At 67.7% G+C, this 24,672-nt stretch carries 28 protein-coding genes and 1 pseudogene; 18 read left to right on the forward strand and 11 right to left on the reverse strand.

What is annotated here, in order from left to right; all coding sequences use genetic code 11:
- The first annotated feature begins 9 nt into the window (after window positions 1-9).
- Window positions 10-360 carry a nuclear transport factor 2 family protein gene (locus tag ACZY1G_RS01955; RefSeq protein WP_463821778.1) on the forward strand — a complete coding sequence of 117 codons (351 nt, stop codon included), beginning with the start codon at window positions 10-12 and terminating at the stop codon, window positions 358-360.
- A 100-nt stretch (window positions 361-460) separates the two neighbouring features.
- Here the strand turns inward: ACZY1G_RS01955 and ACZY1G_RS01960 are convergent.
- Window positions 461-627, reverse strand: a pseudogene (locus ACZY1G_RS01960) (2Fe-2S iron-sulfur cluster-binding protein); the annotation flags it as partial.
- Between ACZY1G_RS01960 and ACZY1G_RS01965 the strand changes: the two are divergent.
- The 4 genes from ACZY1G_RS01965 to ACZY1G_RS01980 all read left to right on the forward strand — a co-directional run bounded on the left by ACZY1G_RS01965 (window position 571) and on the right by ACZY1G_RS01980 (window position 4,133).
- Window positions 571-993, forward strand: coding sequence for a (R)-mandelonitrile lyase (locus ACZY1G_RS01965; RefSeq protein WP_463821449.1), 423 nt, complete (start codon window positions 571-573; stop codon window positions 991-993). The pseudogene ACZY1G_RS01960 and the gene ACZY1G_RS01965 sit on opposite strands and share 57 nt — an antisense overlap.
- A 468-nt stretch (window positions 994-1,461) precedes the next feature.
- A complete protein-coding gene (locus ACZY1G_RS01970) occupies window positions 1,462-2,760 on the forward strand; it encodes a diguanylate cyclase (protein ID WP_463821450.1) in 1,299 nt (432 codons plus the stop codon).
- Window positions 2,761-2,863: 103 nt separating this feature from the next.
- A complete protein-coding gene (locus ACZY1G_RS01975; protein WP_463821451.1) occupies window positions 2,864-3,160 on the forward strand; it encodes a hypothetical protein in 297 nt (98 codons plus the stop codon).
- A 70-nt stretch (window positions 3,161-3,230) separates the two neighbouring features.
- Window positions 3,231-4,133 carry a formylglycine-generating enzyme family protein gene (locus ACZY1G_RS01980; protein WP_463821452.1) on the forward strand — a complete coding sequence of 301 codons (903 nt, stop codon included), beginning with the start codon at window positions 3,231-3,233 and terminating at the stop codon, window positions 4,131-4,133.
- Here ACZY1G_RS01980 and dctA read toward each other — a convergent pair.
- Window positions 4,130-5,506, reverse strand: coding sequence for a C4-dicarboxylate transporter DctA (gene dctA / locus ACZY1G_RS01985; RefSeq protein ID WP_463813353.1), 1,377 nt, complete (start codon window positions 5,504-5,506; stop codon window positions 4,130-4,132). The two genes, ACZY1G_RS01980 and dctA, sit on opposite strands and share 4 nt — an antisense overlap.
- 118 nt (window positions 5,507-5,624) lie before the next feature.
- Between dctA and ACZY1G_RS01990 the strand changes: the two genes are divergently transcribed.
- Window positions 5,625-6,464 carry a GNAT family N-acetyltransferase gene (locus ACZY1G_RS01990; RefSeq protein WP_463813354.1) on the forward strand — a complete coding sequence of 280 codons (840 nt, stop codon included), beginning with the start codon at window positions 5,625-5,627 and terminating at the stop codon, window positions 6,462-6,464.
- Window positions 6,465-6,475: 11 nt separating this feature from the next.
- Here the strand turns inward: ACZY1G_RS01990 and ACZY1G_RS01995 are convergent, their stop codons facing one another.
- The 4 genes from ACZY1G_RS01995 to ACZY1G_RS02010 all read right to left on the reverse strand — a co-directional run bounded on the left by ACZY1G_RS01995 (window position 6,476) and on the right by ACZY1G_RS02010 (window position 10,081).
- Window positions 6,476-7,552 (reverse strand): NAD-dependent epimerase/dehydratase family protein, encoded by a 1,077-nt coding sequence (locus ACZY1G_RS01995; protein WP_463813355.1) that lies wholly within the window; start codon window positions 7,550-7,552, stop codon window positions 6,476-6,478.
- Between the two features lie 4 nt (window positions 7,553-7,556).
- Window positions 7,557-7,769: a hypothetical protein gene (locus ACZY1G_RS02000; RefSeq protein ID WP_463813356.1), complete on the reverse strand. Its 213-nt coding sequence runs from the start codon at window positions 7,767-7,769 to the stop codon at window positions 7,557-7,559.
- The gene (locus ACZY1G_RS02005; protein WP_463813357.1) at window positions 7,711-8,793 is read right to left on the reverse strand and encodes a YihY/virulence factor BrkB family protein; all 1,083 of its coding nucleotides are present in this window, start codon (window positions 8,791-8,793) and stop codon (window positions 7,711-7,713) included. Before ACZY1G_RS02005 ends, ACZY1G_RS02000 begins: the two co-directional genes overlap by 59 nt.
- 61 nt (window positions 8,794-8,854) lie before the next feature.
- Window positions 8,855-10,081 (reverse strand): YihY/virulence factor BrkB family protein, encoded by a 1,227-nt coding sequence (locus ACZY1G_RS02010; protein ID WP_463821453.1) that lies wholly within the window; start codon window positions 10,079-10,081, stop codon window positions 8,855-8,857.
- Between the two features lie 104 nt (window positions 10,082-10,185).
- Between ACZY1G_RS02010 and ACZY1G_RS02015 the strand changes: the two genes are divergently transcribed.
- The 10 genes from ACZY1G_RS02015 to ACZY1G_RS02060 all read left to right on the forward strand — a co-directional run bounded on the left by ACZY1G_RS02015 (window position 10,186) and on the right by ACZY1G_RS02060 (window position 18,614).
- The gene (locus ACZY1G_RS02015; RefSeq protein WP_463813359.1) at window positions 10,186-10,602 is read left to right on the forward strand and encodes a phage holin family protein; all 417 of its coding nucleotides are present in this window, start codon (window positions 10,186-10,188) and stop codon (window positions 10,600-10,602) included.
- The gene (locus tag ACZY1G_RS02020; protein WP_463821454.1) at window positions 10,586-10,882 is read left to right on the forward strand and encodes a DUF3618 domain-containing protein; all 297 of its coding nucleotides are present in this window, start codon (window positions 10,586-10,588) and stop codon (window positions 10,880-10,882) included. Before ACZY1G_RS02015 ends, ACZY1G_RS02020 begins: the two co-directional genes overlap by 17 nt.
- Window positions 10,883-11,059: 177 nt before the next feature.
- A complete protein-coding gene (locus ACZY1G_RS02025) occupies window positions 11,060-11,869 on the forward strand; it encodes a DUF5718 family protein (RefSeq protein WP_463813361.1) in 810 nt (269 codons plus the stop codon).
- 103 nt (window positions 11,870-11,972) lie between these two features.
- Window positions 11,973-12,686, forward strand: coding sequence for a cutinase family protein (locus ACZY1G_RS02030; RefSeq protein ID WP_463821455.1), 714 nt, complete (start codon window positions 11,973-11,975; stop codon window positions 12,684-12,686).
- A 41-nt stretch (window positions 12,687-12,727) separates the two neighbouring features.
- On the forward strand, window positions 12,728-14,206 hold the full coding sequence (locus ACZY1G_RS02035; RefSeq protein WP_463821456.1) for a flavin-containing monooxygenase: 1,479 nt from the start codon (window positions 12,728-12,730) through the stop codon (window positions 14,204-14,206).
- A 31-nt stretch (window positions 14,207-14,237) separates the two neighbouring features.
- Window positions 14,238-15,104, forward strand: coding sequence for a LysR family transcriptional regulator ArgP (locus ACZY1G_RS02040; RefSeq protein WP_463821457.1), 867 nt, complete (start codon window positions 14,238-14,240; stop codon window positions 15,102-15,104).
- A gap of 24 nt (window positions 15,105-15,128) precedes the next feature.
- Complete coding sequence (gene cobF, locus ACZY1G_RS02045) at window positions 15,129-15,893, forward strand: precorrin-6A synthase (deacetylating) (protein WP_463821458.1); 765 nt, start codon at window positions 15,129-15,131, stop codon at window positions 15,891-15,893.
- Window positions 15,893-17,356 carry a cobyric acid synthase gene (locus ACZY1G_RS02050; protein WP_463821459.1) on the forward strand — a complete coding sequence of 488 codons (1,464 nt, stop codon included), beginning with the start codon at window positions 15,893-15,895 and terminating at the stop codon, window positions 17,354-17,356. Before cobF ends, ACZY1G_RS02050 begins: the two co-directional genes overlap by 1 nt.
- A complete protein-coding gene (locus tag ACZY1G_RS02055; RefSeq protein WP_463821460.1) occupies window positions 17,353-18,093 on the forward strand; it encodes a cobalt-precorrin-6A reductase in 741 nt (246 codons plus the stop codon). Before ACZY1G_RS02050 ends, ACZY1G_RS02055 begins: the two co-directional genes overlap by 4 nt.
- Window positions 18,090-18,614, forward strand: a complete 525-nt coding sequence (locus ACZY1G_RS02060) for a bifunctional adenosylcobinamide kinase/adenosylcobinamide-phosphate guanylyltransferase (RefSeq protein WP_463821461.1) — start codon at window positions 18,090-18,092, stop codon at window positions 18,612-18,614. Before ACZY1G_RS02055 ends, ACZY1G_RS02060 begins: the two co-directional genes overlap by 4 nt.
- A gap of 3 nt (window positions 18,615-18,617) precedes the next feature.
- Here ACZY1G_RS02060 and bluB read toward each other — a convergent pair whose 3' ends face one another.
- From bluB to ACZY1G_RS02075, 3 genes are read right to left on the reverse strand one after another with little or no spacing between them, the layout of a single operon-like run.
- The gene (bluB, locus tag ACZY1G_RS02065) at window positions 18,618-19,235 is read right to left on the reverse strand and encodes a 5,6-dimethylbenzimidazole synthase (RefSeq protein WP_463814813.1); all 618 of its coding nucleotides are present in this window, start codon (window positions 19,233-19,235) and stop codon (window positions 18,618-18,620) included.
- 5 nt (window positions 19,236-19,240) lie between these two features.
- Window positions 19,241-20,014, reverse strand: coding sequence for a precorrin-4 C(11)-methyltransferase (cobM, locus tag ACZY1G_RS02070; RefSeq protein WP_463813371.1), 774 nt, complete (start codon window positions 20,012-20,014; stop codon window positions 19,241-19,243).
- Window positions 20,007-21,215, reverse strand: a complete 1,209-nt coding sequence (locus tag ACZY1G_RS02075; protein ID WP_463821462.1) for an MFS transporter — start codon at window positions 21,213-21,215, stop codon at window positions 20,007-20,009. The genes cobM and ACZY1G_RS02075 overlap by 8 nt, the downstream gene beginning before the upstream one ends.
- Window positions 21,216-21,271: 56 nt before the next feature.
- Here ACZY1G_RS02075 and ACZY1G_RS02080 point away from each other — a divergent pair, with 56 nt between their 5' ends.
- Window positions 21,272-21,814, forward strand: coding sequence for a TetR family transcriptional regulator (locus ACZY1G_RS02080; RefSeq protein WP_463813373.1), 543 nt, complete (start codon window positions 21,272-21,274; stop codon window positions 21,812-21,814).
- Here ACZY1G_RS02080 and ACZY1G_RS02085 read toward each other — a convergent pair.
- Both ACZY1G_RS02085 and ACZY1G_RS02090 read right to left on the reverse strand, forming a co-directional pair.
- The gene (locus tag ACZY1G_RS02085; RefSeq protein WP_463813374.1) at window positions 21,807-22,895 is read right to left on the reverse strand and encodes an NAD(P)H-dependent amine dehydrogenase family protein; all 1,089 of its coding nucleotides are present in this window, start codon (window positions 22,893-22,895) and stop codon (window positions 21,807-21,809) included. The genes ACZY1G_RS02080 and ACZY1G_RS02085 overlap by 8 nt on opposite strands.
- A 6-nt stretch (window positions 22,896-22,901) precedes the next feature.
- A complete protein-coding gene (locus ACZY1G_RS02090; protein ID WP_463813375.1) occupies window positions 22,902-23,945 on the reverse strand; it encodes a Rieske 2Fe-2S domain-containing protein in 1,044 nt (347 codons plus the stop codon).
- A gap of 94 nt (window positions 23,946-24,039) precedes the next feature.
- Between ACZY1G_RS02090 and ACZY1G_RS02095 the strand changes: the two genes are divergently transcribed.
- Entirely contained in the window at window positions 24,040-24,672 is a 633-nt protein-coding gene (locus ACZY1G_RS02095; RefSeq protein WP_463813376.1) for a TetR/AcrR family transcriptional regulator, read from the forward strand.

Here is a 24,672-nt window from a genome sequence, read left to right on the forward strand (position 1 = left end):
GGCGGCGAGATGTTCGACGCGATAGCGCGGGGTGACTACCCGGCCGTGGAGGCGTTGTGGGCTTCCGATATCGCGGTGTGGCACGCCGGTGACGCCGCCGACAACGACCGGTCGCAGGCGCTGTGGGTGATCCGATGGTTCATCAATGCGACGACGTCCCGGCGTTACGAGGTGTTCGACCGACGCGTGTTCGACGGCGGCTTCGTTCAACAACACGTCCTGCATGCCACGTCCACGGGAGGCGATGCCATCGCCCTGCGCGTCTGCATCGTGGTGAAGGTCGACGACGACGGACTGATCACAAGCATCGACGAATACTTCGATCCGGCCGACATGGCTCCCTTGATGCGCGCGCGATGATGGCTGCGCTCCGCCTGCGATGACGCGGGGCCCGCTGGTCCCCGCCTGCAGCGCGGCTGCTTCGTCCGAGACTCGGTGGAATGTGTTCGGGTACCTGAAATCAACCGCCGTTGCGCGCGGTGCGCGCGATCGCGGAAGCGATGTTGCTGTGGGCGCCGCACCGGCAGATGTTTGCCGCTCATCCTCTCGGATCTCCGCGGGTGACGAGGTGTGTCCCTCGCGAATGCAGGCAATCCCCGACAAGATCTGACCGGGCGTACAGCGTCCCGCATCGGCCGGCCGGCGGAAACGCTCACCGGCGAGGTCGGCGTCAAACCCCTCTTCGACCCGAACGCCGCCCGCACCTTCAGCTCCGCGGAGGTGTCATTCACGCCGAGCGCGCGCACTGCATGGCATACCCATCCCGCCGGTCAGACATTGATCGTCACCTCCGGCACCGGTTGGGTCCAGGAATGGGGTGGATCGCGTCAGACGATGACCGTCGGCGACGTCGTCTGGATCGAACCCGGGGTCAAGCACTGGCACGGGGCCACAGATGACAGCGCAATGACCCACATCGCCATTCAGGGGATTGTCAACGGCAGCCCCGTCGACTGGATGGAGCACGTCGCCGATGAGCAGTACATGCAGTAGGCGACCCGGACCTCGACGGTTTTTTGAAATGCAGTTTGAGTTAGCTCAAAAGCGATATACAGGAACATGGGCTCATGGGAGCCGACTGAGGCGCTGGTTGCGGCGGCCCGCGCGGGGCTGGACGTAGACCCAGTACGCGATGGACTGGTCGTTCAGTCCTCCGAGGGCGTGATCATCGCCGCCACGGAGAACGCCGGGTCAATCCTGGGTCTGTCCGAGCAGGATCTTCTCGGCCGGCGATCGTCGGATCCGCGCTGGGCCGGCAGCAATGAGCACGGTGCAGCGTTGCCGGGAGAAGACCACCCGTCGATGAGGGCCGTGGCATCGGGCAAGCCTGTGCGAGGCGCGATTCTCGGAATCTATCGCAGCGGACAACACGGAGTCGGGGAGCGCGCGTGGTTGCTCGTTGACAGTGTTCCTCTCATTTCCCGCGACGGCGGGCCCCCTGAAGTCGTCTCGCGATTCCGCTTGCTCACTGGCTCGCTCGCCGCGGACCTGGAGACGACCGATTTGCGACAGCTCCACGAATTCCTTGTCGAGACCAGCCCGGACATCGCCGCATGGCAGTTGGCGGACACGACCTTCTTGTGGGTGTCGCCGGCGGTGCACGATGTCCTCGGATATGACCCCGACGAGCTCGTGGGGCGGCAGGCATTCGAACTCATGCACCCCGACGACGAGGCGGTCGCGCGTGCGGCACGGGACAGGCAGTGGCGCGGCCCCGCGTCGAACAACCAGGTATTGCGGCTGCGGCACCGGGACGGCTACTACGTCGCCCTGGAAGTTCGTCGACATGTGCTGCGGCACCCCGACGGCACCGCGGCGCAGATGCGTACTGCATGGCGTGACGTGACGGCGCGTGTCGACGCAGAACACGAACGCGGCAGGCTGCTGCGGCAGATGCAGGCGATCATCGATACCTCACCCATCGGAATTGCTGTCTGTGACATCCACGGAGTGATCCAACAAGCCAACCCGGCACTGGAATCGATGCTCGGAATGGGATCAGCCGAGCTCGTGGACCACAACGTGGCTGAGTACGCATGCGGACCCGATAGGCCTTTCGACCCGGGCACCCTCGGCCCCACGGCGCAACACAGTGAGCTCCAGTACCGGCGCGCGGATGGGGGCACGCTGTGGGGGTGGTGTACGGCGTTGCTCATGGCGGGTCGCCACGGCGGCCCGGCGGAGGTCCTGCTGCATCTTCAAGACGTCACCCAGCGACACCGCCACGACGAGGAGCTGCGACGGGCGGCCCTCCACGACCCGCTCACCGGCCTCCCGAATCGAGCGGGATTCGAGCACCTGCTGCGGCTCACCGACCCGAGCACCATCGGCAGACACGACGGCGTCCTCTTCATCGACATCGATGACTTCAAGGCGATCAATGACACCTACGGCCACGACGCTGGCGACACCATTCTGAGGCAGGTGGCGCAGCGGATCATCAGTGTGGTCCGCACAAGCGATCATGCTGCGCGCTTCGGCGGTGACGAGTTCGTCGTGTTCTGCCCTGACGTCACCGAACAGGACATGGTGCGCATCGCCGATCGCCTTCGCGCCGAGATTTCGCTGGCCTTCGATGTACCGCCCCACGACGATCACGTCCAACTGTCCGCGAGCATCGGTACGGCCACCGCTCCTGCCGGTTCACCGCTCGCCGATCTGTTGGCTACTGCCGACCACGCCATGTACCGCACCAAGCGTTCGCACTCGACATCCAAAGGCCCTCCAACCCAAGAGAACCCGCGCAGCGCCAATGCATAGGTGCCACACATGCTCACCACAGTGACCACCAACAGTGCACCGATAGCTTCGCCTGCGAGCGAGACGAAAAAGGCTCTCGCCCAGATGGAATGGAGTTGAGGGCATGAGATTGAAGCAGGCCATCGGCGCAGCAACGCTGGCTGCAGGGATCTGTGCAACAGGATTCGGCACCGGTATCGCGAGCGCCGATCCCGGACCCGGCCCTGGGCAGGCGTGCGGACAACCCCATGCTCCTGCGTGCGCGCCGAGCGGACCGGTGGACTGGCAGCATCGCGGTGTCGATCAAGGCCGCCAGGACCACCGGCCGTTCAACTGGAACGGCCAGCAGGTGACTCCGATGCGGGCCGGCAACGGCGATGGCTGGGGATTCTGGTTCCTCGGCCAGTGGATTCGGCTGTAGTCGGCGACGTGCGACGAGGGGCGGGTCGCGTGGTGGCCCGCCCTTCCTCGCGCGCACTTACGCTGGTCAGGTGTTGACCGAGTTGGTGGACCTACCCGGAGGAGATTTCCTCATGGGGACGGTGGGGTTCTACCCCGAGGAGACCCCCGTCCATGCCGTCACTGTCGCGCCGTTCGCGATCGAGCGTCACCCGGTGACCAACGCGCAGTTCGCCGAGTTCGTCGCTGACACGGGGTATGTGACGGTTGCCGAGCGCGAACTCGATCCTGCTGACTTCCCGGGCGTCCCGGCCGCTGACCTGGTGCCCGGGGCGCTGGTGTTCCGCGCCACGGCGGGCCCGGTCAATCTGCGCGATTGGCGGCAGTGGTGGACCTGGGAAACCGGCGCGTCCTGGCGGCATCCATTCGGTCCCGACTCGTCGGTCGACGACCGGTCCGACCACCCCGTGGTGCAGGTTGCCTATCCGGATGCCGCCGCCTACGCGGGCTGGGCCGGGCGCAGGCTGCCGAGCGAAGCCCAGTGGGAGTACGCAGCGCGGGCCGGCTCGCAGTCCGTGTACGCGTGGGGTGACGACGTCCACCCGGGCGGACTGCTGATGGCCAACACATGGCAGGGTCGCTTCCCCTACCGGAACGACGGGGCACTCGGCTGGACCGGTACATCCCCGGTAGGCCTGTTCCCTCCCAACGACTTCGGGCTGGTGGACATGATCGGCAACGTGTGGGAATGGACGACCACGACCTACCACGGGCAGCACCAGACTGACGCACCGCCGCGGGGCTGCTGCCCGCCACCGCCGGAGACGCCGGACCCGCGTGTGCATCAGGCCCTCAAGGGGGGGTCCCATCTGTGCGCACCGGAGTACTGCCACCGCTATCGGCCGGCGGCCCGTTCGTCGCAGTCTCAGGACAGCGCCACGACCCATATCGGTTTCCGTTGCATCATCGACGGGGACAATGCATTTCGCGGTTAGTCGCGCGGGCCGACGGTGACTGCGTCCTGTTCGGGCGCATCCGCCAGGGGCTCGACCTCCTCACCGTCGAGCACCTTCTGCATCCGGTCCTTGTCCAGCTGGCCTTCCCAGTTCGCGACCACGAACGTCGCCACACAGTTGCCGAGCAGGTTCACCGAGACGCGCATCGAATCCATGATCCGGTCGGCGCCCAGGAGTAGCGCCACTGCGGCAACCGGGATCGCCCCATGTCCGATGGCGGCGACCGTCGCAGACAAGGCCAGAAAAGACGAACCGGGCACTCCGGCCATCCCTTTCGACGTCAGCATCAGCACCAGCACCGCCGTGATCTGCTCTCCCAGGCTCAGGTCCACCCCGAGCGCCTGGGCCAGGAACAGCACACAGATCGACAGGTAGAGGGTGGCGCCGTCGAGATTGAACGAGTATCCCGTCGGTACAACCAAACCCGTGGTTGTCCGCGAACATCCGGCGTTGGCCAACTTGGCCATGATGCGGGGCAACACCACTTCGGTGGACGCCGTGCCGAGTGCCAGGAACAACTCGTCTTTGACGTACACCACGAACTTCCACAGGTTCACACCGGCGAAGACCTTCACGATCACCGCCAGGATGAGGATGAACAGCACTGCCGCCAGATAGCAGGCGGCGATCAGCTTCCCGTAACTGGCCAACGACCCGATGCCGTACTGCCCGATGATGTAGGCCATCGCGCCGAATGCGCCGAGCGGAGCCAGTCGCATCACCCAGCCGATCACGGTGAAGAAGATGTGGCTGAGGTGGTCGACGACGTTCAGGATCAGTGGCGGCCCAGATTCGCCGAACTTGGCCAGCGCCAGGCCGAAGAGCACGGCGAAGAACAGCACTTGGAGCAAAGCGTTTTCCGCGAACGCCGATACCACTGAGGTGGGGATGATGTTGAGCAGGAACTCCACGGTGTGCGGCAGCTCGCCGTTGCTCGTCTTCTTGGCCACGGCCTCGGCGCCGCTGGCCAGCGTCTGCGGATCGATGCTGAACCCGCCGCCGGGCTTGACGATGTTGCCGACCACCAGACCGAAGAGCAGTGCGAAGGTGGTCACCGCCTCGAAGTAGATCAGCGCTTTCACCCCGATGCGGCCCACCGATTTCAGGTCTCCGACGTGCGCGATGCCCAGCACGACGGTGCAGAAGATGATCGGGGCGATCAGCATCTTGATGAGCTTGATGAACCCGTCGGCCAGCGGTTTGAGTGCGCCGCCGATGTCGGGCCAGAGCCAGCCGACGAGGATGCCGGCGACGATCGCCACCAGCAACTGGATGAACAGCGACGTGTACCAGGGCGGCTTGTTGGCCAGTCGGACCATCTCGCTGTGGGGTGGCTCGGTCACAGTGGTCATGCCGAGACGCTAGGGAGTTCCCGTGACCGTGCTGTGTGGCCGATGTTTCCCGCATGAAACGGGACCCGGTGAGAAAAGCACTTTCTCGGCGCTCTCTGCGCGTCCTATCGTCGCCACCATGGAGGTGCGAGCCCACGACGATGTCGAGCGTTTCCTCGCGCTCGCGCGTCCGCTGTATGCACGCGACCCGGTCCTGCACACCGTCGAGCTGACCGTGCTGAACGCTGGCGTGGCTGACGACGCGCTTCTCCTCACGGTGCACGCGGGTGACGAGGTGGTGGGTGCTGCGATGCAGACCCCGCCGTACCCGCTGCTCGTCAACGGCCTGCCGACCGAAACGATCGACAGCACTGTGGCCTTCGTGGCCGAAGCCCGCCCTGACCTGTGCGGTGTCCGGGGACTGCGCGAGCGTGCTCAGCGGTTCTGCACCGGCTGGCAGTCGTCGCTTGCTGTCGGTAGCCGTGTCAACGTCGAGGAGATGCTGTATCGGTTGGGCACCCTGAACTCACCGGCCGACGTGCCGGGAGAACACCGCCTTGCCACCGAGGCCGATCACCCGCTGCTTGCCGCGCGCGTGGAGGACTTCTTCGTCGAGGCTTTTCAGGACGTCCGCGACGAAGCGGCCGGAATGAGATTCGTGACCGACGCGGTCGCTGTGGGCAATCGCTTCGTGCTGTGGACGGTCGATGAGGAAGTGGTCAGCATGGCGATGCTGCGTGTCCCCGCGTCGGGAGTCTCGCGGATCGGGCCTGTCCAGACGCCCGCGGCGGCACGAGGGCGCGGCTTCGGGTCGGCGGTGACGGCAGCGGCCGCGCAACTCGCCCGCGACGAGGGGGTATGCGAGGTGGTGCTGTTCGCCGACCTGGCCAACTCGGTGTCGAACCGCATCTACCGTCGCATCGGCTTCGACCCGGTCAGCGAGAACATCCGGATCGACTTCGGCGCGCGAGGTTTTTGACGCGCGCCCACCTACGGCAGTCGGCGCCTCGACAGCAGTCCTTCGGTGATATCGCGGCGCAGCTGTTCGACCATGGAGCGCGCGCGCAACGGGGGGCTGTCCGAATGTGACTGCAGCGCAATGCCGGTGACGACATCGGCCAGCGCCGCGACCGACGACCATTCCGGTTCCCAGCCGAGCTCGGAGTGTGCGCGGGAACAGTCCAGCAGCGGGACGCTGAACGCCAGGTCCAGCCAGCCGCGGTCGACGGGCTGAAGCCCCGCCCGCCAGCTCAGATCGGTGAGCGTGCTCAGGATGCGCGACGGCACGTGGATCTGGAAGGAGCCCAGCACCTCTGCGACTTCCGTGCGAGTGATGGGTGGGTCGGCGGCCAGGTTGAACGCTCCGGTGGCCCGCCGTTCGAGTGCGCGCAGGATCGCCGCGGCGACGTCGTCGGCGTGGATGAGCGGAATGCACAGCCGGCGATCGAGGGGCAGCACCGGCAGCAACGGGACGGCGAGCATCGGAACCCAGCCCGGCAGCGCATAGCGCATCAGTCCACTGGCTGCGTCTCGCTGGACGATGAAACCTGGTCGCATGCGGGCGATTCGGATGCCGTCGTCGCCGTGTTCACGCTCGTAGTCGTTGAGCAGTTCCTCGGCGGCCGACTTGTCGCGACTGTAGGGCGAGGACGGAATGCCCGAGGTGACCCACGACTCGTCCACTCGCCGGCTGTAGCGGCCCGCAGCGTAGGTGCCGACCGAGGACATGTGGATCAGGTGACCGATGGACACCTGGTGGGCAGCTTGCAGAACTGCCGAGGTGCCGCCGACGCCCAACCGGGTCAGGTACTCGGTGTCGCGGGTCGGCTGGAATCCCCACGCGAGATGCACGACTGCGTCGGCGCCCTTGAAGATCCCGATCAGCCGGTTCGCGGCGTCGGGCTCCACGAGATCGAGATCCTGCCACTGGACATGCTCGTAGACGCCCTCGGCGTTCGGTGGGCGGCGTACGACACCGACGATGTCCCACTCCGGCGCTTCGTCGGTCAGCCGCCGCAGCAGCGCGGTGCCGACGTTGCCGGACGCGCCGGTGATGACGACGCGCACCGGATCACGCCGTCGCGGCGGGACTGTCCGGCACGGGCAGTGATTCGACGCCTGCCGACGACCGCGCCCGGTCTCGCCGGCGCGCGATGATCAACGCCCCGGTCAGCAGTGTCGCGGTGAGCAGTGTGGGCACGAACAGGAACTGCGCCAGCGCGACCCTACGTTGGATTTTCAGACCCGTGCGGGCCGCGGACCGGGTCTTGCTGGTGACGCTCATGTCTGCCTCCGCTTCGTGAATGTGCGTCGGCCATACCCGAGTCGTCGGTCTCGCAAACGCCGCCGTCGGACTCATGCGGGTGGAAGCTGACGTCCACACGCTGAAAACCCTTGGCCTGCTGGGCTTCTGCCTGACCGGCGTACATCTTGCGGTCCGCCTCGGTGAGTTCGACGTTGTCGGTGAAGGGAGTCAGCAGGGCGCGCGGATGCAACCGGTCGACCCGCACTGCGTTGATCTCCGCGCAGATGAGCAGCGACGTCGACACCAGGTACAGGAACGCGAGAAGACCGAGCACGATCGCGAACACGCTGTTGGTGGCGCTGGCCGAGCTGAGCACGTGCGCGACGTAGGCGGCGCCGAACCACTGCAGCATCTGCCAGAGCACGGCGGCGACGATCGCCCCGGGTAGCACGTCGCGGTAGCTCAGCGACCGCACGGTGGTCACCCGGAACGCTACGACGAGCACGCCCGTGTTCAAGGCCAGCGACGCGAGTACCACCCCGGCGGTCCCCACGAATCCGAGTCCGGCCCAGGCGCGCCCGACTGCCGTCAGCACCGTCGTCCCGATGACCGCGGACCCCAGCACGAACAGCAGAAGCAGGCTGTAGAGCCGCGCCCGTATCGGGTCGGGACGGGTGTATCGCGGCACCGCCCACACGGTGTTCATCGCGTTTTGCAGCGCGTTCCCGACGCCGAGCCCGCCGTAGAGTGCGCCCGCGATGCCGATGATCACGGCGGTCGTGCCGCCGCTGAGGGCTTCGGGCCGGCTGAGCTGATCGCTGATCACCGGGAACTGGTCGATGGCCGCGTTGACGATCTGGTCGCGCCAGTCCGGCCGGCCTGCGAGCACGACACCCAGCAGGGTGGTCAACAGCAGGAGCAGCGGAAACAGCGAGACGAAGGCGTAATAGGTGATCAGGGCGGCCAGGTACCCGGCCTGATCGTCGACGTACTTGTAGACCACGGCGATCGTGAACCCGGCGGCTCGGCTGCGCTGCTGCAGGCGGTCCAGCCAACTGACCATCGTGACCTCCCACGCCCAAACCAGCCCAGATCGCAGCCGGGATACCCGCTCACCTGCGAAGTCAAGCCCGCTGTCCACGCGAGCGGCGCAGCCGGCGGCCGCGTCGGCGCAGTTCGTCCTCGCTGGCGGTGTTCTTGTCGATCACCGTGGTGTCGCGCAGCGGCAGCTGCAAATCGTCCTCGGCAGCGATACCAGCCTGCAATTGGCGACCGCGCTCGAGTTCGGCGTCGACCTCGGCGCCGAACAGCAGGGCGAGGTTCGTCAGCCACAGCCACAGCAGGAACACGATGACGCCGGCCAACGTGCCGAACGTCTTGTTGTAGCTGCCGAAATTGGCGACGTAGAGACCGAACAGCAGCGACGCGACGATCCACGTGACGATCGCGATGGCCGCCCCGACACTGATCCACCGGAACTTCGGCTGTTTGACGTTGGGACCGGTGTAGTACATCGTCGCGACGCCGACCACGACGAGGACCAGCAGCACCGGCCAGCGCGCGACGTTCCAGACCGTCAGCCCGGTTTCTCCGATGCCGAGACGGTCGCCGACTGCCTCGGCGACGGGTCCGCTGACGGCCAGCAGCAGTGCGGCGACAGCCGCGACGATCAGTCCTGCGAAGGTCAGTCCGAGCTGCTGCAGACGCAGCTTCCATGCCGGGCGGCCCTCGTCGACCTCGTAGATCCGATTCATCGCGCGACCGAACGCGCCGACGTACCCGGATGCGGACCACAACGCGCCGAGAATGCCGACGACCAGCGTGATACCGGCGGACGGTGCGTTGACGAGCTGCTCGAGCGGTTGGCGCAGCACGTCGACGGCGGCACCGGGACTGACGTCGTCGACGATCCCCAGAATTGTGTCCGCAGTGCGTTCACCCTGACCGATCACCCCGAGCAGTGACATCACCACGAGCAGGGCGGGGAACAGCGACAGGACCGCGTAATAGGTCAGTGCGGCAGCGAGATCCATGCATTGGTCTCGGGTGAATTCACCGACGGTCTGCCGCAGCACATAGAGCAACGACGGGCGAGTCAGTTCGGTCGGTGAGTCCGGCTTGCTAGGGTCGTCGGGGGCGGGACGGGTTTGGTCGTCTTGCCCCGGCTTCTCGTCCGGCTCCGGCGCGCGGTGAACCGCCGGCGGTGCCGGGCGTTCCGGGCCGACGGGTGATGGACCGACCGCCGTGCGCGGCGACCGCGTCAACGCGCCGGTCGCCAGCCCAGCCAGAAACGCCCCGGCCAAGGCGATCGGGCTGCGTCGCGGTCGAGATGTCTGGAGCTGCCGCTGCATGCGCCGTAGGTGCCCCGCCGTCGCGACGGCAAACGTGGCCCCGGCAGCGTCGCGACGGGGCGGGTTCCGGGTTTGTCCGGATTTGCAGCGGGCACCCCGCAAAAATGACGGAACCGAAGACCGACCCCTCGACAGGGGAGTTGTTGGGTCAACTGTCTGCTCAGACGTCACGGCTGATCCGTGACGAGTTGCGGTTGGCGCAGAAGGAAATGCAGGAATCGGCCAAGCACGCCGGAATGGGTGCCGGGCTTGCCGGCGTGGCTGGGGTCCTCGCGGTCCTCGGCCTCGCCACCGTGATCGCGGCGGCGGTCGCCGCGCTGTCGTTGGTGCTACCGGTGTGGGCGGCAGCACTGATTGTGGCGGTCGTGGTGTTCGCCGTTGCGGGCATCGTCGCGCTGATCGGCAAGAAACAGGTCGAACAGGTGCCACCGCCGGCGGCCGTGGCGGTCGACAGCGTGAAATCGGACATCACCGAGTTGAAGGCCCACACGAAAGGCACGCGCCATGGCACCACAGCCTGATCCCCGGCCCGAGCCGGGCCCCGACGCCGGTATCGACGAACTGCAGGCCGACATCGAGCGCACGCGGGCCGAACTCGGCGAGACGGTCGGTGCCCTGACCGACAAATTGGATGTCAAGGGTCGTGCCCAGCAGAAGGTTGCCGACACGAAAGAGGCAGTGGCGCAACGTAGCCACGATGTCGTCGACACCGCGAAAGCTAAGCCCGCCATCCCCGTCGGTGCGGTGGTCGCGCTCGTGGCGACGGTGGGTGTGCTGATCTGGTTACGCCGCAGGAACTGACGGGTCAGTCGTCCTCGGTCAACTCCGGCGCGTTCTCCCGCGTGGCCATGCCGCCCTCGCGGCCGTGGTCCGCCGGACCCGGCCGGTCCTTCGGTTCTTGGTGGTCGTCCTGCTCTTTGGTCATCGTCTGCCCCTCCTGACCAGTCCAGGCTACGTCCCGGCGTACGCTGACCCACCGTGATCGACATCGCCCTGAGCGACATGCGGGACTGGTTCGGCTTCGGCGTGGCGGGCAATTTCGCCGGTCATCTCGAGCAGGCCGGCGAGGCCGTCGACTTCGTCAACGTGGCCAGCGAAGGCGAGGCTCCCAAGGGCATCTTCCCCTGGTACGCACCGGGCTCCGACACCTTCCTCGGCGAGTTTCCGCTGTCCAACGACGCGATCCAGCTGCCCACTGACAGCCCAGAATCCGATGGGCCCCTGAACCTCCAGATCGAGCCCGAGGTCGGGCTGGCCTGCCGGGTGGTGTGGCAGGGCGACACCGTCGTCACGCTGCAACCGTTCGCGCTCGGCGCATTCAACGACTGCTCGATCCGCCGGCCCGGCGCCAAGAAGATCAGCCACAAGAAGAACTGGGGCCCCGCCTCCAAAGGCGTCTCGGGATCGTTCTTCGAGATCAACGATCTGACTCCCGACGGGCCCACCGCCACGCTGCGCCTGGCGTGTTTCCTGCACGCCGACGGCGCGGAGCACGCCTACGGCGTCGACAGTCCGGTGATCGGCTACTCGTATTACGGCGAGGTGCTGCTGGACTGGATCGTCGAACGTCTCGCGAATCAGAAGGGGTCGGAGGACACCCCGCTCGAGGACGTCGGCGCCCTGATGGTGGCCAGTGGCCACCCTGAGAACGTGCTCATCGGGATCGGGGCCACGCGCTACACCGAACTCGGCGAGACCACGTTCCTGAAATCCGGCGACGACGCGATCGTACGCGTGTACGACACCGCCGAGGACGCGGCGGCCGAGCTGCGCCAGACAGTGCAGTAAGCCAGGCGTCGAGCGGTCTGGGTCACCTCCTGGAATTTTTCGCGCGGTCCGCGGCATTCATCCAAGTGTCGCCAGCGGGGCGGCCACGACGGAGGAGACCGACATGACCGATCAGCGCAGCGTTCGACGGGCCCTCGTTCTGACCGGTATCGGCGCGGTCGCGGCCGCCGGACTCATCGGCCCCGGCATGGCGAGTGCACATGCCGCGCAGTCTTGCCCCGACGTTTCGGTGATCTTCGCCCGCGGCACCGCCGAGCCCGCCGGCCTCGGCCGGGTCGGGCAGGCATTCGTCGACGATCTTCGCAGTGAACTCGGTGGCCGCAGCGTCGAGGCGAAAGCCGTGAATTACCCGGCCTCCTACGACTTCCTGCAGTCCGCCCCCGCCGGCGCCGACGACGCCAGCGCGCAGATTCAGGCCACCGCCGCCAGCTGTCCCGATACCCGCATCGTGGTGGGCGGGTACTCGCAGGGCGCGGCGGTGGTGGATCTGATCGCGGGCGACCCGGCCGCCACATTCGGTTTCGGACGTCCGATGCCGGCCACCGTCGCCGACCATGTCGCGGCTGTGGCCGTGTTCGGTAATCCGGCCGGACACATCGGGCTGAGCCTCGCGACCTCGAGCCCGCTGTACGGAGCGAAGACGATCGACCTGTGCAACGGCGCCGACCCGATCTGTTCCGCCGGTGACGACCGGGCCGCCCACAGCAATTACGTTCAGACCGGCTTGGTTTCGCAGGCAGCCGATTTCGTCGCCGGACGGGTGGCGAGCCCCGCTCCGGCCGGTACCGTCGTCGACGCGTCGGGCACCGTCGGCTGACAAACCCGCCCGCGGGCGCGGTGGCCGTGCCACAGTGCACTGTGCGCACGAGTGTGGCGGTCATCGGGGCAGGGCCCGGCGGTCTGGTCGCCGCGCGCTGGCTTGCCGCCGAAGGTTTCGACACGCACCTGTTCGAGCAGGGGAGTTCACTGGGCGGGCAATGGACTCAGGACGCGGGCACCAGCGGTGTGTGGCCCGCGCTTTACACCAACACCAGCCGCATCCTGACCGCGTTCAGCGACTTGCCCCACGAGGGCGACCGGACGTTCCTGTCCGCGCCCGCGATCCTGCACTATCTGCACCGCTATGCCGACATGTTCAGTCTCAACGATCGAATCAGCTTGCACACCAGAGTGATTCACGTGAAACACGACGGTGACCGGTGGTCCGTCGAAACTCCCGACGGGGCGGAGACCTTCGACCGGGTCGTGGTCGCGAGCGGGCGTTTCCAGACCCCCGCCCTTCCGCCGGTGCCCGGCCTGTCGACCTTCGCAGGATCGGAAGGAGTGCTCTCCACCTTCGACTACCGTGGCGTGGAACCGTATCGCGGGAAGCGCGTCCTGGTCGGCGGCTGTGCGGTCAGCGCTCTGGAGGTGGCCGCCGAACTCGTCCACGGCGGTGCGGCCGCAGTGACGGTGACCCAGCGCCGCCAGCGCTACGTGCTGCCGAAGTTCGCCGCCGGGGTCCCGTCCGACCACCGCATCTTCACCCGCTACGGCGTCCTGGCCACTGAACGTCTGCCCGCAGCCGAGGTCGACCGTCAGCTCAAGACGATTGTCACCGAGGCCGGCGGCAGCCCCGAGCAGTACGGGGCGCCCACGCCCGACCCGTCGCTGTTCACCGCCGGGGTCACCCTGAGCCAGCACTACCTGCCGCTGGTCGCCGAGGGGCGGATCGACGTCCGGCCGTGGCCGCTCTCGGTGGCAGGTCGCGACATCACGTTCGGCGACGGCGGCACCGAGCAATTCGACGGCATCCTTTTCGGCACCGGGTTCCGACTGGACCTGCCGTTTCTCTCCGACGACATTCGCGCGACGCTCGGTCAGGACGACGTGCACCTGGAGGCCGACCGCTACACCTTCCATCCCGACCTGCCGGGCTTGGCGTTCGTCGGGATGTGGGACCAGTCGGGCGGCTACTTCGTGCCCCTGGAACTGCAGGCGCGCTGGCTCGCCTACACGTGGTCGGGCCGGACACCCGCCGACCCCGCGCAGCAGCGCGCAGCCATCGAGGCGTACCGGGCCCGCAGAGGACTTCCGCAGAAGACCCGGATGAACCTCGCCGCCCTCGGTTTCGCCCGCGCGGCGGGCTGCGAACCACAGCTCGACCGCTGGCCGGATCTACGCCGCGCGCTGCTGTTCGGCCCACTCGCGCCGAGCTGCTTCCGGCTGGACGGTCCGCACGCCCTCCCCGGTGCCGCCGACGAATTCGCCCGTGCGGCAGCATCCTTCGGGGCGATCACCTCGCCGGAGTTCACCGACCGCGAACAGGCCGACTGGGAACTGCTGCAGAATCACTGAACACACCGCCCATCCCATTAGCATTGCTGAGGTGGAGCAGGTGGACACCGGCCAGTTGGCGGCCCTGGCGGCGGTGGTCGAACACGGCAGCTTCGACGCGGCCGCGGCCCACCTCCATGTCACGCCGTCGGCGATCAGCCAGCGCATCAAGGCCCTCGAACAGCGCACCGGCCAGGTCCTCGTCGTCCGCGAAAAGCCCTGTGTGGCAACGCCTGCAGGAGCTCCACTGTTGCGCTTGGCGGCGCAGACCGCACTCGTGCAGGCCGAGGCGCTGGCGGAGATGCGCGGCGGGTCAGCCGAACGGACGCGTATTGCCCTGGCGGTCAACGCCGACTCGATGGCGACCTGGTTCACCGACGTCTTCGCCCGGCTCACCGACGCGCTGCTCGACGTCCGCATCGAGGATCAGGATCTGTCCGCGCGCCTGCTCCGCGAAGGTGTGGTGATGGGCGCGGTGACCACCGAGAGTGCCGCGGTGCCCGGCTGCCGCGTCCAGCCCCTCGGCATCATGCGGTACCGGCCGGTGGCCACCGCCGGGTTCGTCGAGCGTCATCTGCCGAACGGGTTCACCTCCGAGTCCGCCGCCTTGGCGCCGTCGCTGGCGTGGAACCGGGACGATGCGCTCCAGGACCAACTGGTGCGTCAGGTCTTCGGTGCCGACGTGCGCCGTCCCGTGCACTACGTGGCGACCGCGGCGGGGTTCGGCGCGGCCGTGCATGCCGGGCTGGGCTGGGGGATGTACCCCGAGCAGCTGATCGATGCATCGTTCGTGCGGATCAGCGATGAGCACCTCGATGTCCCGCTGTACTGGCAGTGCTGGAAGCTCGACAGCGCGACCGTCACGCTGGTGACCGACGCGGTGAAATCGGCGGCGACGGGCCTGCTGCCGCCGCGGTGACACCGTCCGGGGACAATCGTGGCCATGGATGCGCCGGTTCGGGTTCGAATCCTCGGCGTCGGGATGGGGCCATCGCAGGTGACGTGCGAGGTCGCCGACGCACTGAGGTCGGTCGATTACGTGTTGGCCGCCGAGAAGGCTGACGAAGACCCCCTGCTCGACCTGCGTCGCGCCATCGTCGAGGCATTCCCCGGACCGGACGGTCCCGCGGAGGTCATCGCGATCACCGACCCGCCGCGCGATCGCTCGGCCGGGCTCAGTGGCCGCCAGTACGAGTCCGCCGTCGCCGACTGGCACGCCGCGCGCGCCGGTCGCTACGCCGACATCCTGCGCCGCCGCGGCGGGACGGCCGCGTTCCTGGTGTGGGGGGATCCGTCGCTCTATGACTCCACCATCCGCATCCTCGAACACGTGCGGAGTCTGGGTGTAGAGCTCGACTACGACGTGCTGCCCGGCGTCAGCGCACCGGCACTGCTGGCCGCGCGGCACCGCATGGTGCTGCATGAAGTCGGGCGGTCCGTCCACATCACCACTGGACGACGCCTGCAGGAGGCCGTCGCCGCGGGACTCGACAACATCGTCGCCATGCTGAACCCACCCCCGCACCGCCTCGATTTCACCGGCCTGGACGACTGGACCGTGTGGTGGGGCGCGAATCTCGGCGCGCCGGGGGAGCAGCTGCTGTCAGGCCGGCTCGGTGACGTCGCGCCGCTGTTGCCCGACGCCCGCGCTGCCGCAACGTCTGTCGATGGCTGGGTGATGGATCTGTTCCTGCTGAGGCGCCCCTGATGGCCGGTCTGCTCATCGCGGGCACCACGAGCGACGCGGGTAAGACGCTGGTCACCACCGGGCTGTGCCGGGCGCTCGCGCGTCGGGGCGTCAGGGTCGCCCCGTACAAGGCGCAGAACATGTCGAACAACTCGATGGTCGCCGACGGGTGTGTGGAAATCGGCCGCGCGCAATGGATTCAAGCTCTCGCGGCCGGCACCACACCCGAGCCGGCGATGAACCCGGTGCTGCTCAAACCGGGCAGCGACCGGCGCAGCCATGTCGTCCTGATGGGCCAACCGTGGGGGGAGGTGTCGTCTGCTGACTGGCTGGAGGGTCGGCGGGCACTGGCGACCGCCGCCCACGCCGCCTACGACGACCTGTCCTCCCGCTATGACGTCATCCTCGCCGAGGGGGCCGGCAGTCCCACCGAGATCAACTTGCGCGCAGGTGATTACGTCAACATGGGTCTCGCCCGCCACGCCGCCCTCCCCGCCGTGGTGGTCGGAGACATCGACCGCGGCGGAGTGTTCGCGGCGTTCCTCGGCACGGTCGCGTTCCTGTCGCCTGAGGATCAGGCCTTGGTCGCGGGGTTCGTCGTGAACAAGTTCCGCGGCGATATCGCATTACTGCGACCCGGTCTCGAATCTCTCGAAAGATCCACGGGCAGAACAGTGTATGGAACTCTGCCGTGGCAACCCGACGTGTGGCTGGATTCCGAGGATGCGCTGGATCTGACCGCGGTCCGTCGACCCCGGCCGGGGGCTCGCCGGGTGGCCGTGATCCGGCTGCCGAGGATCAGCAACTTCACCGACGTCGACGCGCTGCGGCTGGAGCCCGAGCTCGACGTGGTGTTCGCCTCGCATCCCAGCGCCCTGGCCGACGCGGACCTGATCGTGCTGCCCGGCACCCGCGCCACCATCGCCGACATGGCGTGGCTGCGCTCGCGCGGACTGGCCGACGCGGTGATCGCCCACGCCGCGACGGGTCGACCAGTGCTCGGCATCTGTGGCGGATTCCAGATGCTCGGTCGGGTCGTCCGCGATCCCGCGGGTGTCGAAGGCGAAGCCACCGAGGTACCCGGCCTGGGGCTGCTCGATGTCGAGACCGATTTCGTCGCCGAGAAGACGCTGCGGCTACCGCACGGAACCTGGTTGAGCACACCGGCATCGGGCTACGAGATCCACCACGGACGCGTCACGGTCTTTGACACCGCCGACGACTTCCTCGCCGGTGCACGCCGCGGCCTGATCTTCGGGACGATGTGGCACGGCGCGCTCGAGGGCGACGCACTGCGCAGTCGTTTCCTTGCAGAGACGCTGGGCATCGAGCCCTCGGGTGTCTCGTTCACCGCTGCGCGCGAGGGACGGCTGGACCGCTTGGGCGATCTCGTCGACGAGCACCTCGACGTCGACGCGTTGCTCGACCTGGCGCATCGCGGCGCCCCGGGCGCTCTGCCCTTCCTCCCGCCGGGTGCACCGTGAGAATCCTGCTTCTGGGTGGCACCGCGGAGGCCAGGGCCCTGGCTGAGATCCTCACGACCACCGATCAGGTCACCACCTCACTGGCGGGTCGGGTCGCCGATCCGCGCCTTCCGGTGGGGGAGGTCCGGATCGGGGGATTCGGTGGTGTCGACGGATTGTCCTCTGCGCTCGCACGATTCGATGTCGTCGTCGACGCGACACACCCGTTTGCGAAGACGATCTCGGCCAATGCCGCAGCGGCGTGCGCTCTGCGTGGTGTACCGCTGCTGCGGTTCGAGCGACCCGGCTGGGCCGACCGCACACGCGACTCGTGGCACTGGACGCCGTCGCACGACGAGGCCGCCGTGGTGGCCGCCCGGCTTGGTCGGCGGCCGTTCCTGACGGTGGGCCGGCAGGAACTCGCCCGGTTCATCCCCGCGCTGCGCGACCACACCACGCTCGCCCGGGTGGTGCAGGTCCCTGACGAACCGCTGCCGCCGACGTGGCGATTGATCACCAGCCGTGGCCCGTACGTACTGTCCGGAGAACTGGAGTTGATGCGCGAGCACGCAGCTGATGTGCTCATCACGAAGGATTCCGGTGGCGAATTCACCTGGCCGAAGATGGAGGCCGCCGATCAGCTCGGCATCCCGGTCGTCATCGTCGCCCGCCCTGGCCGCGCCGCTGACGTGCCCACCGTCTCCGACATCGACGACGCGGTCGCCTGGGTGCGTGCGCTCTCTACGATGAGCCGGTGAGGATTCTCGTCACCGGCGGTGTCCGCTCGGGCAAGTCCCGGCACGCCGAGGAGCTTCTCTCCGCCGCCGGCGCAGTCACCTACATCGCTCCCGGGCGTCCCGCCGACGGGCAGGACCCCGACTGGGATGCGCGCGTCGCAGCGCACCGGGCGCGCCGGCCGGCGCGCTGGTCGACCGTCGAGACCTGCGATCCGATCACTGCCCTCGCCGACGCGGATGGTCCTGTCCTCCTCGACTGCCTGAGCACCTGGGTGGTCGCCGTCGTCGACGAATCCGAGTTGTGGGAGGCGGATTCGGCGCACGTGCACGACGTCGTCGGCGCCCGTACCGAGGCGCTCTGCGACGCGTTGGCGCGCACCCCCGACGCAGTGGTGGTGACCAACGAGGTCGGGCTGGGCGTCGTGCCTGCGCACCGCTCAGGGGTGCTGTTCCGGGACCTGCTGGGCATCGTGAACCAGCGCGTCGCGACGGTGTGCGACGAGGTCCACCTCGTGATCGCGGGCCGGGTGCTGCGGCTCTAGACGTCAGCGCGGTCGGTAGCGCTCCTCGTGCACGACAGAGTCCAGGGAACTGCGCGCACGCCAGCCGAAACGTTCCAGGTCGGGCACCTCGGGCACGTCGGCCACGGTCCCGACGCAGAGCCACGCGACGGGACGCACATGTGCCGGCATGCCGACCAGAGTTCGCAGGAAGTCCTCGCGGTAGAACGACACCCAGCCGACACCGAGACCCTCGACAGTCGCTGCGAGCCAGAGGTTTTGGATCGCGCACACCACGGAGTAGAGCCCGGCGTCCGGGATGGCGTGGCGGCCGAGGACCTGCGGGCCGCCGCGGGTGGGGTCGTAGCCGACCACGACGCCGAGCCCGGATTCGCAGATCCCCTCGATCGTGATGCGCGAAAACGTTTCGGCGCGTTCACCTGTCAGCGTCGAAGCGAAGATCTCGCGCTCGGCGGCGACGTGGTCACGGAACGCGCCCAAGGTCTGCGGTGAGCGCACCAGCACGAAGTCCCACGGCTGGCTCATGCCCACCGACGGGGCGGCGTGGGCGGCCAGGAGCAGGCGTTCGAGGACATCGTCGGGAACGGGGTCACCGGTGAATTCGCGGCGGGTGTCGCGGCGCCGGCGGATCACGTCGTACAGGTCGGTCACGGACGCACAGACCGATCGCGCGCCGGGTCGTACAGGTGGCTCTCACCGGCACACGGATCGTTGTGTTCAGCCAGTGCGCGGCCCACGAGAATCACTGCTGCGTAACGGAATCCGGCTTCCTGTACGGCGTCGGCGATATCGGACACCGTGCCCCGCAGCACCACCTCGTCCGGCTGGGACGCTCGGTACACCACGACGACGGGGCAGTCCGCCCCGTACTCGGACTCCAGGTCGGCCATCAGCTCCCGGATGCGGGTGACTGCCAGGTGCAGCACCAGCGTGGCGCGGGTGGCGGCGAACGCGGCGAGCGATTCGCTGTCGGGCATCGCGGTGGATCGCTGCTGGGTGCGGGTCAGGACCACCGACTGCGCGACCAAAGGCACGGTGAGCTCGCGCCCGACGCGTGCGGCGGCCGCCGCATAGGCAGGAACGCCGGGGGTGACAGCCCACGGCACAGTGGCCGCGTCGAGCCGGCGGGTCTGCTCGGACAGCGCGGAGTACACCGACGGATCTCCCGACACCAGCCGCACGACACGGCGACCGGCCCGGTGGGCGGTGACGATGGCCTCGACGATGTGGTCCAGATCGAGCTCGGCGGTGTCGACGAGTTCGGCGGACGGAGAGCAGTGCGCGAGCACCTCGGGATCGAGATAGCTGCCCGGGTAGAGGACGACGTCGGCGTCGGCCAGCAGTCGCGTGGCCCGCACCGTCAGCAGGTCGGCGGCACCCGGGCCGGCACCGACGAACTGCACAGTCCGGTCGTCATCCATCGACCCGAAGTGTAGGGCAGGGCTCCTTGGCCACCGGGTCCTCCAGGCCGCCGACACGTCCCGTGGCGCGGACAGCGAGCGGGCTCAGCGCCGCAGCGATCCCGAACAGCGTCGCCGCGACCACCGCACCGGTGGAACCGTGCGCATCGGTCGCCGCGCCGGCCGCAGCGGTGCCCAGCGCCGCCCCTATCAGCGCGCCACTGTGCAGCCAGCCGAACGCCTCGGTCGCCACCTCGTCGTCGACGTCTTGCGACACCATGAAGTACAGCGCCGACATCGCCGGCGCGAATCCCATGCCGGAGACGAACAACGCGCACATCTGCAGGGCCAGCACGTCGGTGAGACCGAATGACACCGTCCCCACCACCACAACGGCCAGGGCGGCGGCGACGCTGCGCAGTCCCATGCGGCGGTGCCCGAAGGTCAGGCCGCCCAGCACCGATCCGACGCTGGCCAGTGCGATGGCGACGCCCGCGGTCAGGCCGCTGTTGCCCAGCTCGGCCACGACCCCGACCTCCAATGCGGTGAACGAGCCCACGAGAGCGCCCCCGGCGACCATGGCCAGCAGCACGCTCCGGCGCATCAGTATCCGGCCGCGACCGCGGCCCCGCGGGCCCGAGCGCGGACGCAGCCCGCGTGCGCTGGCCAGGAACCAGGCCGTGCCCGCCACCGTGATCGCGGCGGACGCGATCAACGGCATCGCCGTGGACACCAGTGTCGAGAGCGCCATGGCCGCCACGGGACCGATGACCCAGATCATCTCCTGGGCGGTGGTGTCGAGTGCGAAGAGCGCGCGCACGCCGTCGCGCGGCAGCATCTGCGGGTACAGCGCGCGGACCACCGGCATGAGCGGCGGCACCGACGCCCCGACGAGCAGGCCCATGGCCATCAGCGGCATGCCGGAGACCGTTGCAACGGCGAGCCCGAGCATGCTCGCGCCATTGACCGCGGCGCAGATCACCAGCGTCGCCGTCGTCCTGTCGCCGCGGCCCGCCAAGCGGGACGTCAGCGGCATCGCGACCGCCTCGCCGACGGTCAGGCAGGCGACCACCACACCGGCGGTGGCATAGGAACCGGTGCGGTGTTCGACGTGCACCAGGACGGCCAGCGAGAGCATGCCGAGCGGCAGCCGTGCGAACAGCTGCGCCGCCGTGATGTTCGGTACGCGGGGTACGCGGAACAGTTCCCGGTAGATCCCCATGCGCGGACTGTACCGTCCAGACGGTGTAGTAAGCCACTGGGTTTTAGGCTGGGCCCATGTCCTCGCGTGATCGCATCCTCGATGCCTACGCACAGCTGCTGGCAGAAGAGGGGGAGCGGTTCGCCACCGTGGACGCGGTGGCGGCGCGCGCGGGGGTGTCCAAGGGTGGGGTGCTCTATCACTTCCCGTCGAAGGATCATCTGGCCGGCGCGGTCTGCGAGCGGCTGGAGGTGCTTGCCGCCGAGGATGCTCTCCAGATGCGCGTCGCCCCGGAGGGCCCGGCCCGCTACTACGTGCGCTCGTCCCACTATGCCGGCACGCCGCTCGATCGGATTCTGGTCGCGGTGTCCCGGCTGCGGCAGGCGGGGGATGTCCGCGCCCGCGCCGCCATCGAGTCCGCGGCCGCGGAGTGGTTGTCGATCCTGCACGAAGCGATCGGGGACCTCGATACAGCGCGGGCGGTCAAGCTGATCGGTGACGGCCTTTACTACAACGCGCTGCACCGAGTCCTCGGTGGGCAACTCGTCGCATCCGACGCAGACGAGGAACTGCTCGCGGTGATCGATCGAATGATCGCCGCCGCTCCGCCGGTCAGCTGAGGGCGAACCGTCCGGCGAACCCCCGCAGGGGCAGGTCGGCGCTGGTGAGGATTCCCGGGGGAGCAGCGACGACAGCCTTGATGGCGTTGAGCGCGGGCATCCCCGTCACCGTCATGCCGATGGAGGCGAAGTTGTCGGGGTTCGACAGGTCGACACCGGGCTTCGGGAAGATCATGTGCTTGTTGTAGATGCACGGATCGCCCTTGATCTGAGTGATGTAGCAGCCCTTGATGTCCCAGCTCGGATCGGTGTGCGGCGTCATCTGCCATTCGAGATGTGTTTCGACACGCGGGATTCCGTCGACTGTACCCACGTACTTGATGTAGCTGCCGCCCACCGAGCCCTTGGGTAACCGATACCACCCCAGGTCGACGTCCTTGGTACATGCGCCCAGTTCGTACTCGAACGCGACCTCGTCGAGTTCCAGCCCGAAGCAGTCCGCCATCATGTACACGGAGTCGGCGAACACCTCGGTGTACTTCCGTAGCTTGCCCGGGATGCTCGGATCGTCAACGGGCAGGCCGTACCCGACCTCGATCCAGGTGTCCCTGCTGTGATGGCAGGACACGTCGACGGATTCGAGGGTGACGATGTTCTCGATCTCGGCGACGTCGGCCGAAACGGCGACCCCGAGGATCTGGTTCAACCCGGGGTTCATACCCGTGCCGTAGAAGGTCGATCCCCCTGTGGCGCAGGCCTGCGCGAGAAGCTCGGTCACTTTCCTGCCCGAGTGATGAGGATGGTTGGTGTCGCGGTGGAACCCGGTGATCCAGTCCGCTGTGGTGACGATGTCGATGCCGGCCTCGAGGACCCGGACGTAGAGGTCCTCGTCGGGGAACACGCCGTGGAAGGTCACGACATCAGGTGCGGCAGCGATGATCTCGTCGACGGTTCCGGTGGCGACGACTCCGTTGGGTGCCAGACCCGCGAGCTCACCGGTGTCTCTGCCCACCTTCTCGGGTGAGTAGCAGTGCACGCCGATCAGTTCGAGGTCCGGCTGCGTGGCGATGCGTTTGATCATCTCCGATCCGACGTTGCCGGTGGCAACTTGGAACACGCGAATCGGTGTGTCGGTGGTCATGCTGGTTCAGCCCTTCTGTCGTGCCGCCTGGTGTGCCGCAGCGACTTCGGCGGCGCTGCCTCCGATGCCGTCGGGATAGAACTGCCGCGCCCACTCGCGGATTGCGGTGAAACCCTGCACCTCGGTGCTGGCCAGTGCGGGTGGATCGGAGTATCTCTGGTGCGACCAGATGTAGATGTCCTGCGTGAACTGCCGGATCACTTCGTTGCCGAACGCCTCGGCCTTGATACGCGCCTTCTCCGGGTCGCGGGGCGGCCGCTTCGGCTTGCCGATGTAGGTCATGAAGCGGACGTCGGACGTGCGGTCGTCGACGGGCGTCACGCAGGAGATCGTCCGGTTGTCGATCATCCCCCAGCTCTTGGTCACGGCGATGCCCAGACCGCCGTTGATCGCCTGGACTCCGCTTCTGACGTCGTCGATGACCTGCTGGGCGTCTCCGTCGAAGGTGATCGTGAAGTCGACGTAGGACACCGGTTGGTCGAAGTCGTGCCGGGTGAACACGGGATTGATGGGTGTCTCGTGGACGTAGCGGAAGTGCTCGACGTCCACGCCGTTCTCGAGCACGTACTGCGGGTGCATCTCGTGCCCCTGCTCGAACAACCGCTGCTGGGGGTAGTAGTCGTCGACGCTGGAACCGTCGTCGAAGCTGGCGAACACATCGGGGGCCTCGAAGAACGGCTCACGCCCCAGTGAGTCGTGCCAGATGTAGACGGAGGCGTTGCGTTCGACGACCGGGAACGACGGAATCCGCCGCCCTCGGTTCGGCCGCTTCTCGTATGGAATGCAGACGTTGCGGCCCTCGGCGTTCCACTGCCACCCGTGAAAAGGACACTGGATGACTTCTCCGACGACGTGACCGCCGAATCCGAGATGAGCGCCGAGATGCTCACAGTAGGCATGCATCACCGAGATCTGGCCGGATTCGGTGCGCCACCCGATCAGGTCGTGGCCGAAGTAGCGCATGCGGTGCACGTCGCCCACGCCGATCTCGTCGGACCATGCCACCTGGAACCATCCGGTCGGTGTCATCGACAACGGCGGTGTGGCCACAGCGGTCCCCTTCGGCGTCCTTTTCGTCGATGACTCTATGAAAAGTTCATAGATGAGTCAATGATTCCTTGGGCGTCGGCGATAGGATGTGGCGATGCCGCTTCCAGGCAGCGCCGGCCGTACGGCGAACAGACGCGGAATAGCCACGCGCCGAGCGCTGTTGAGTGCCGCGGTCGACGCGCTCGCGACCGGCGATCCCGCAGCAGTGTCGGCCAATCGGATCGCGAAGGCGATCGGGGTCACGTGGGGAACCATCCAGTATCAGTTCGGTGACGCCGACGGCTTCTGGGCGGCGGTGCTGCACCACACCGCCGAACGTCGCGGTGACATCGTCACCGCCTCGGAGACGGGGACATCGCTTCGCACCCGCGTGGCAGCCATCGTCGACACGCTCTACGACGGCCTCGAAGCTCCCGACTCGCGCGCCATCGAGAACCTCCGGGCGGCGCTTCCCCGCGACCCAGCAGAGCTCGACCGGGTGTATCCCGCGACGGCGGCCGAGTTGCGCTCATGGGGGCAGAGCTGGAGTGAGCTGTGCCAGAGGGCCTTTGCCGACCTGGCTGTCGATCCGCACCGCGTGCACAAGGTCGCGATGTTCATCCCGGGTGCGATGCGCGGTCTGGTCTCGGAAAAGCAACTGGGCAGCTTCAACGATCTCGACGTTGCACGCGAAGGTTTGACGAGCGCCATCGTCGCCTACCTCGCCGGATCGGACACGCCCGGCTGA

It is taken from the genome of Mycobacterium sp. IDUB_5 (genome assembly GCF_055419565.1).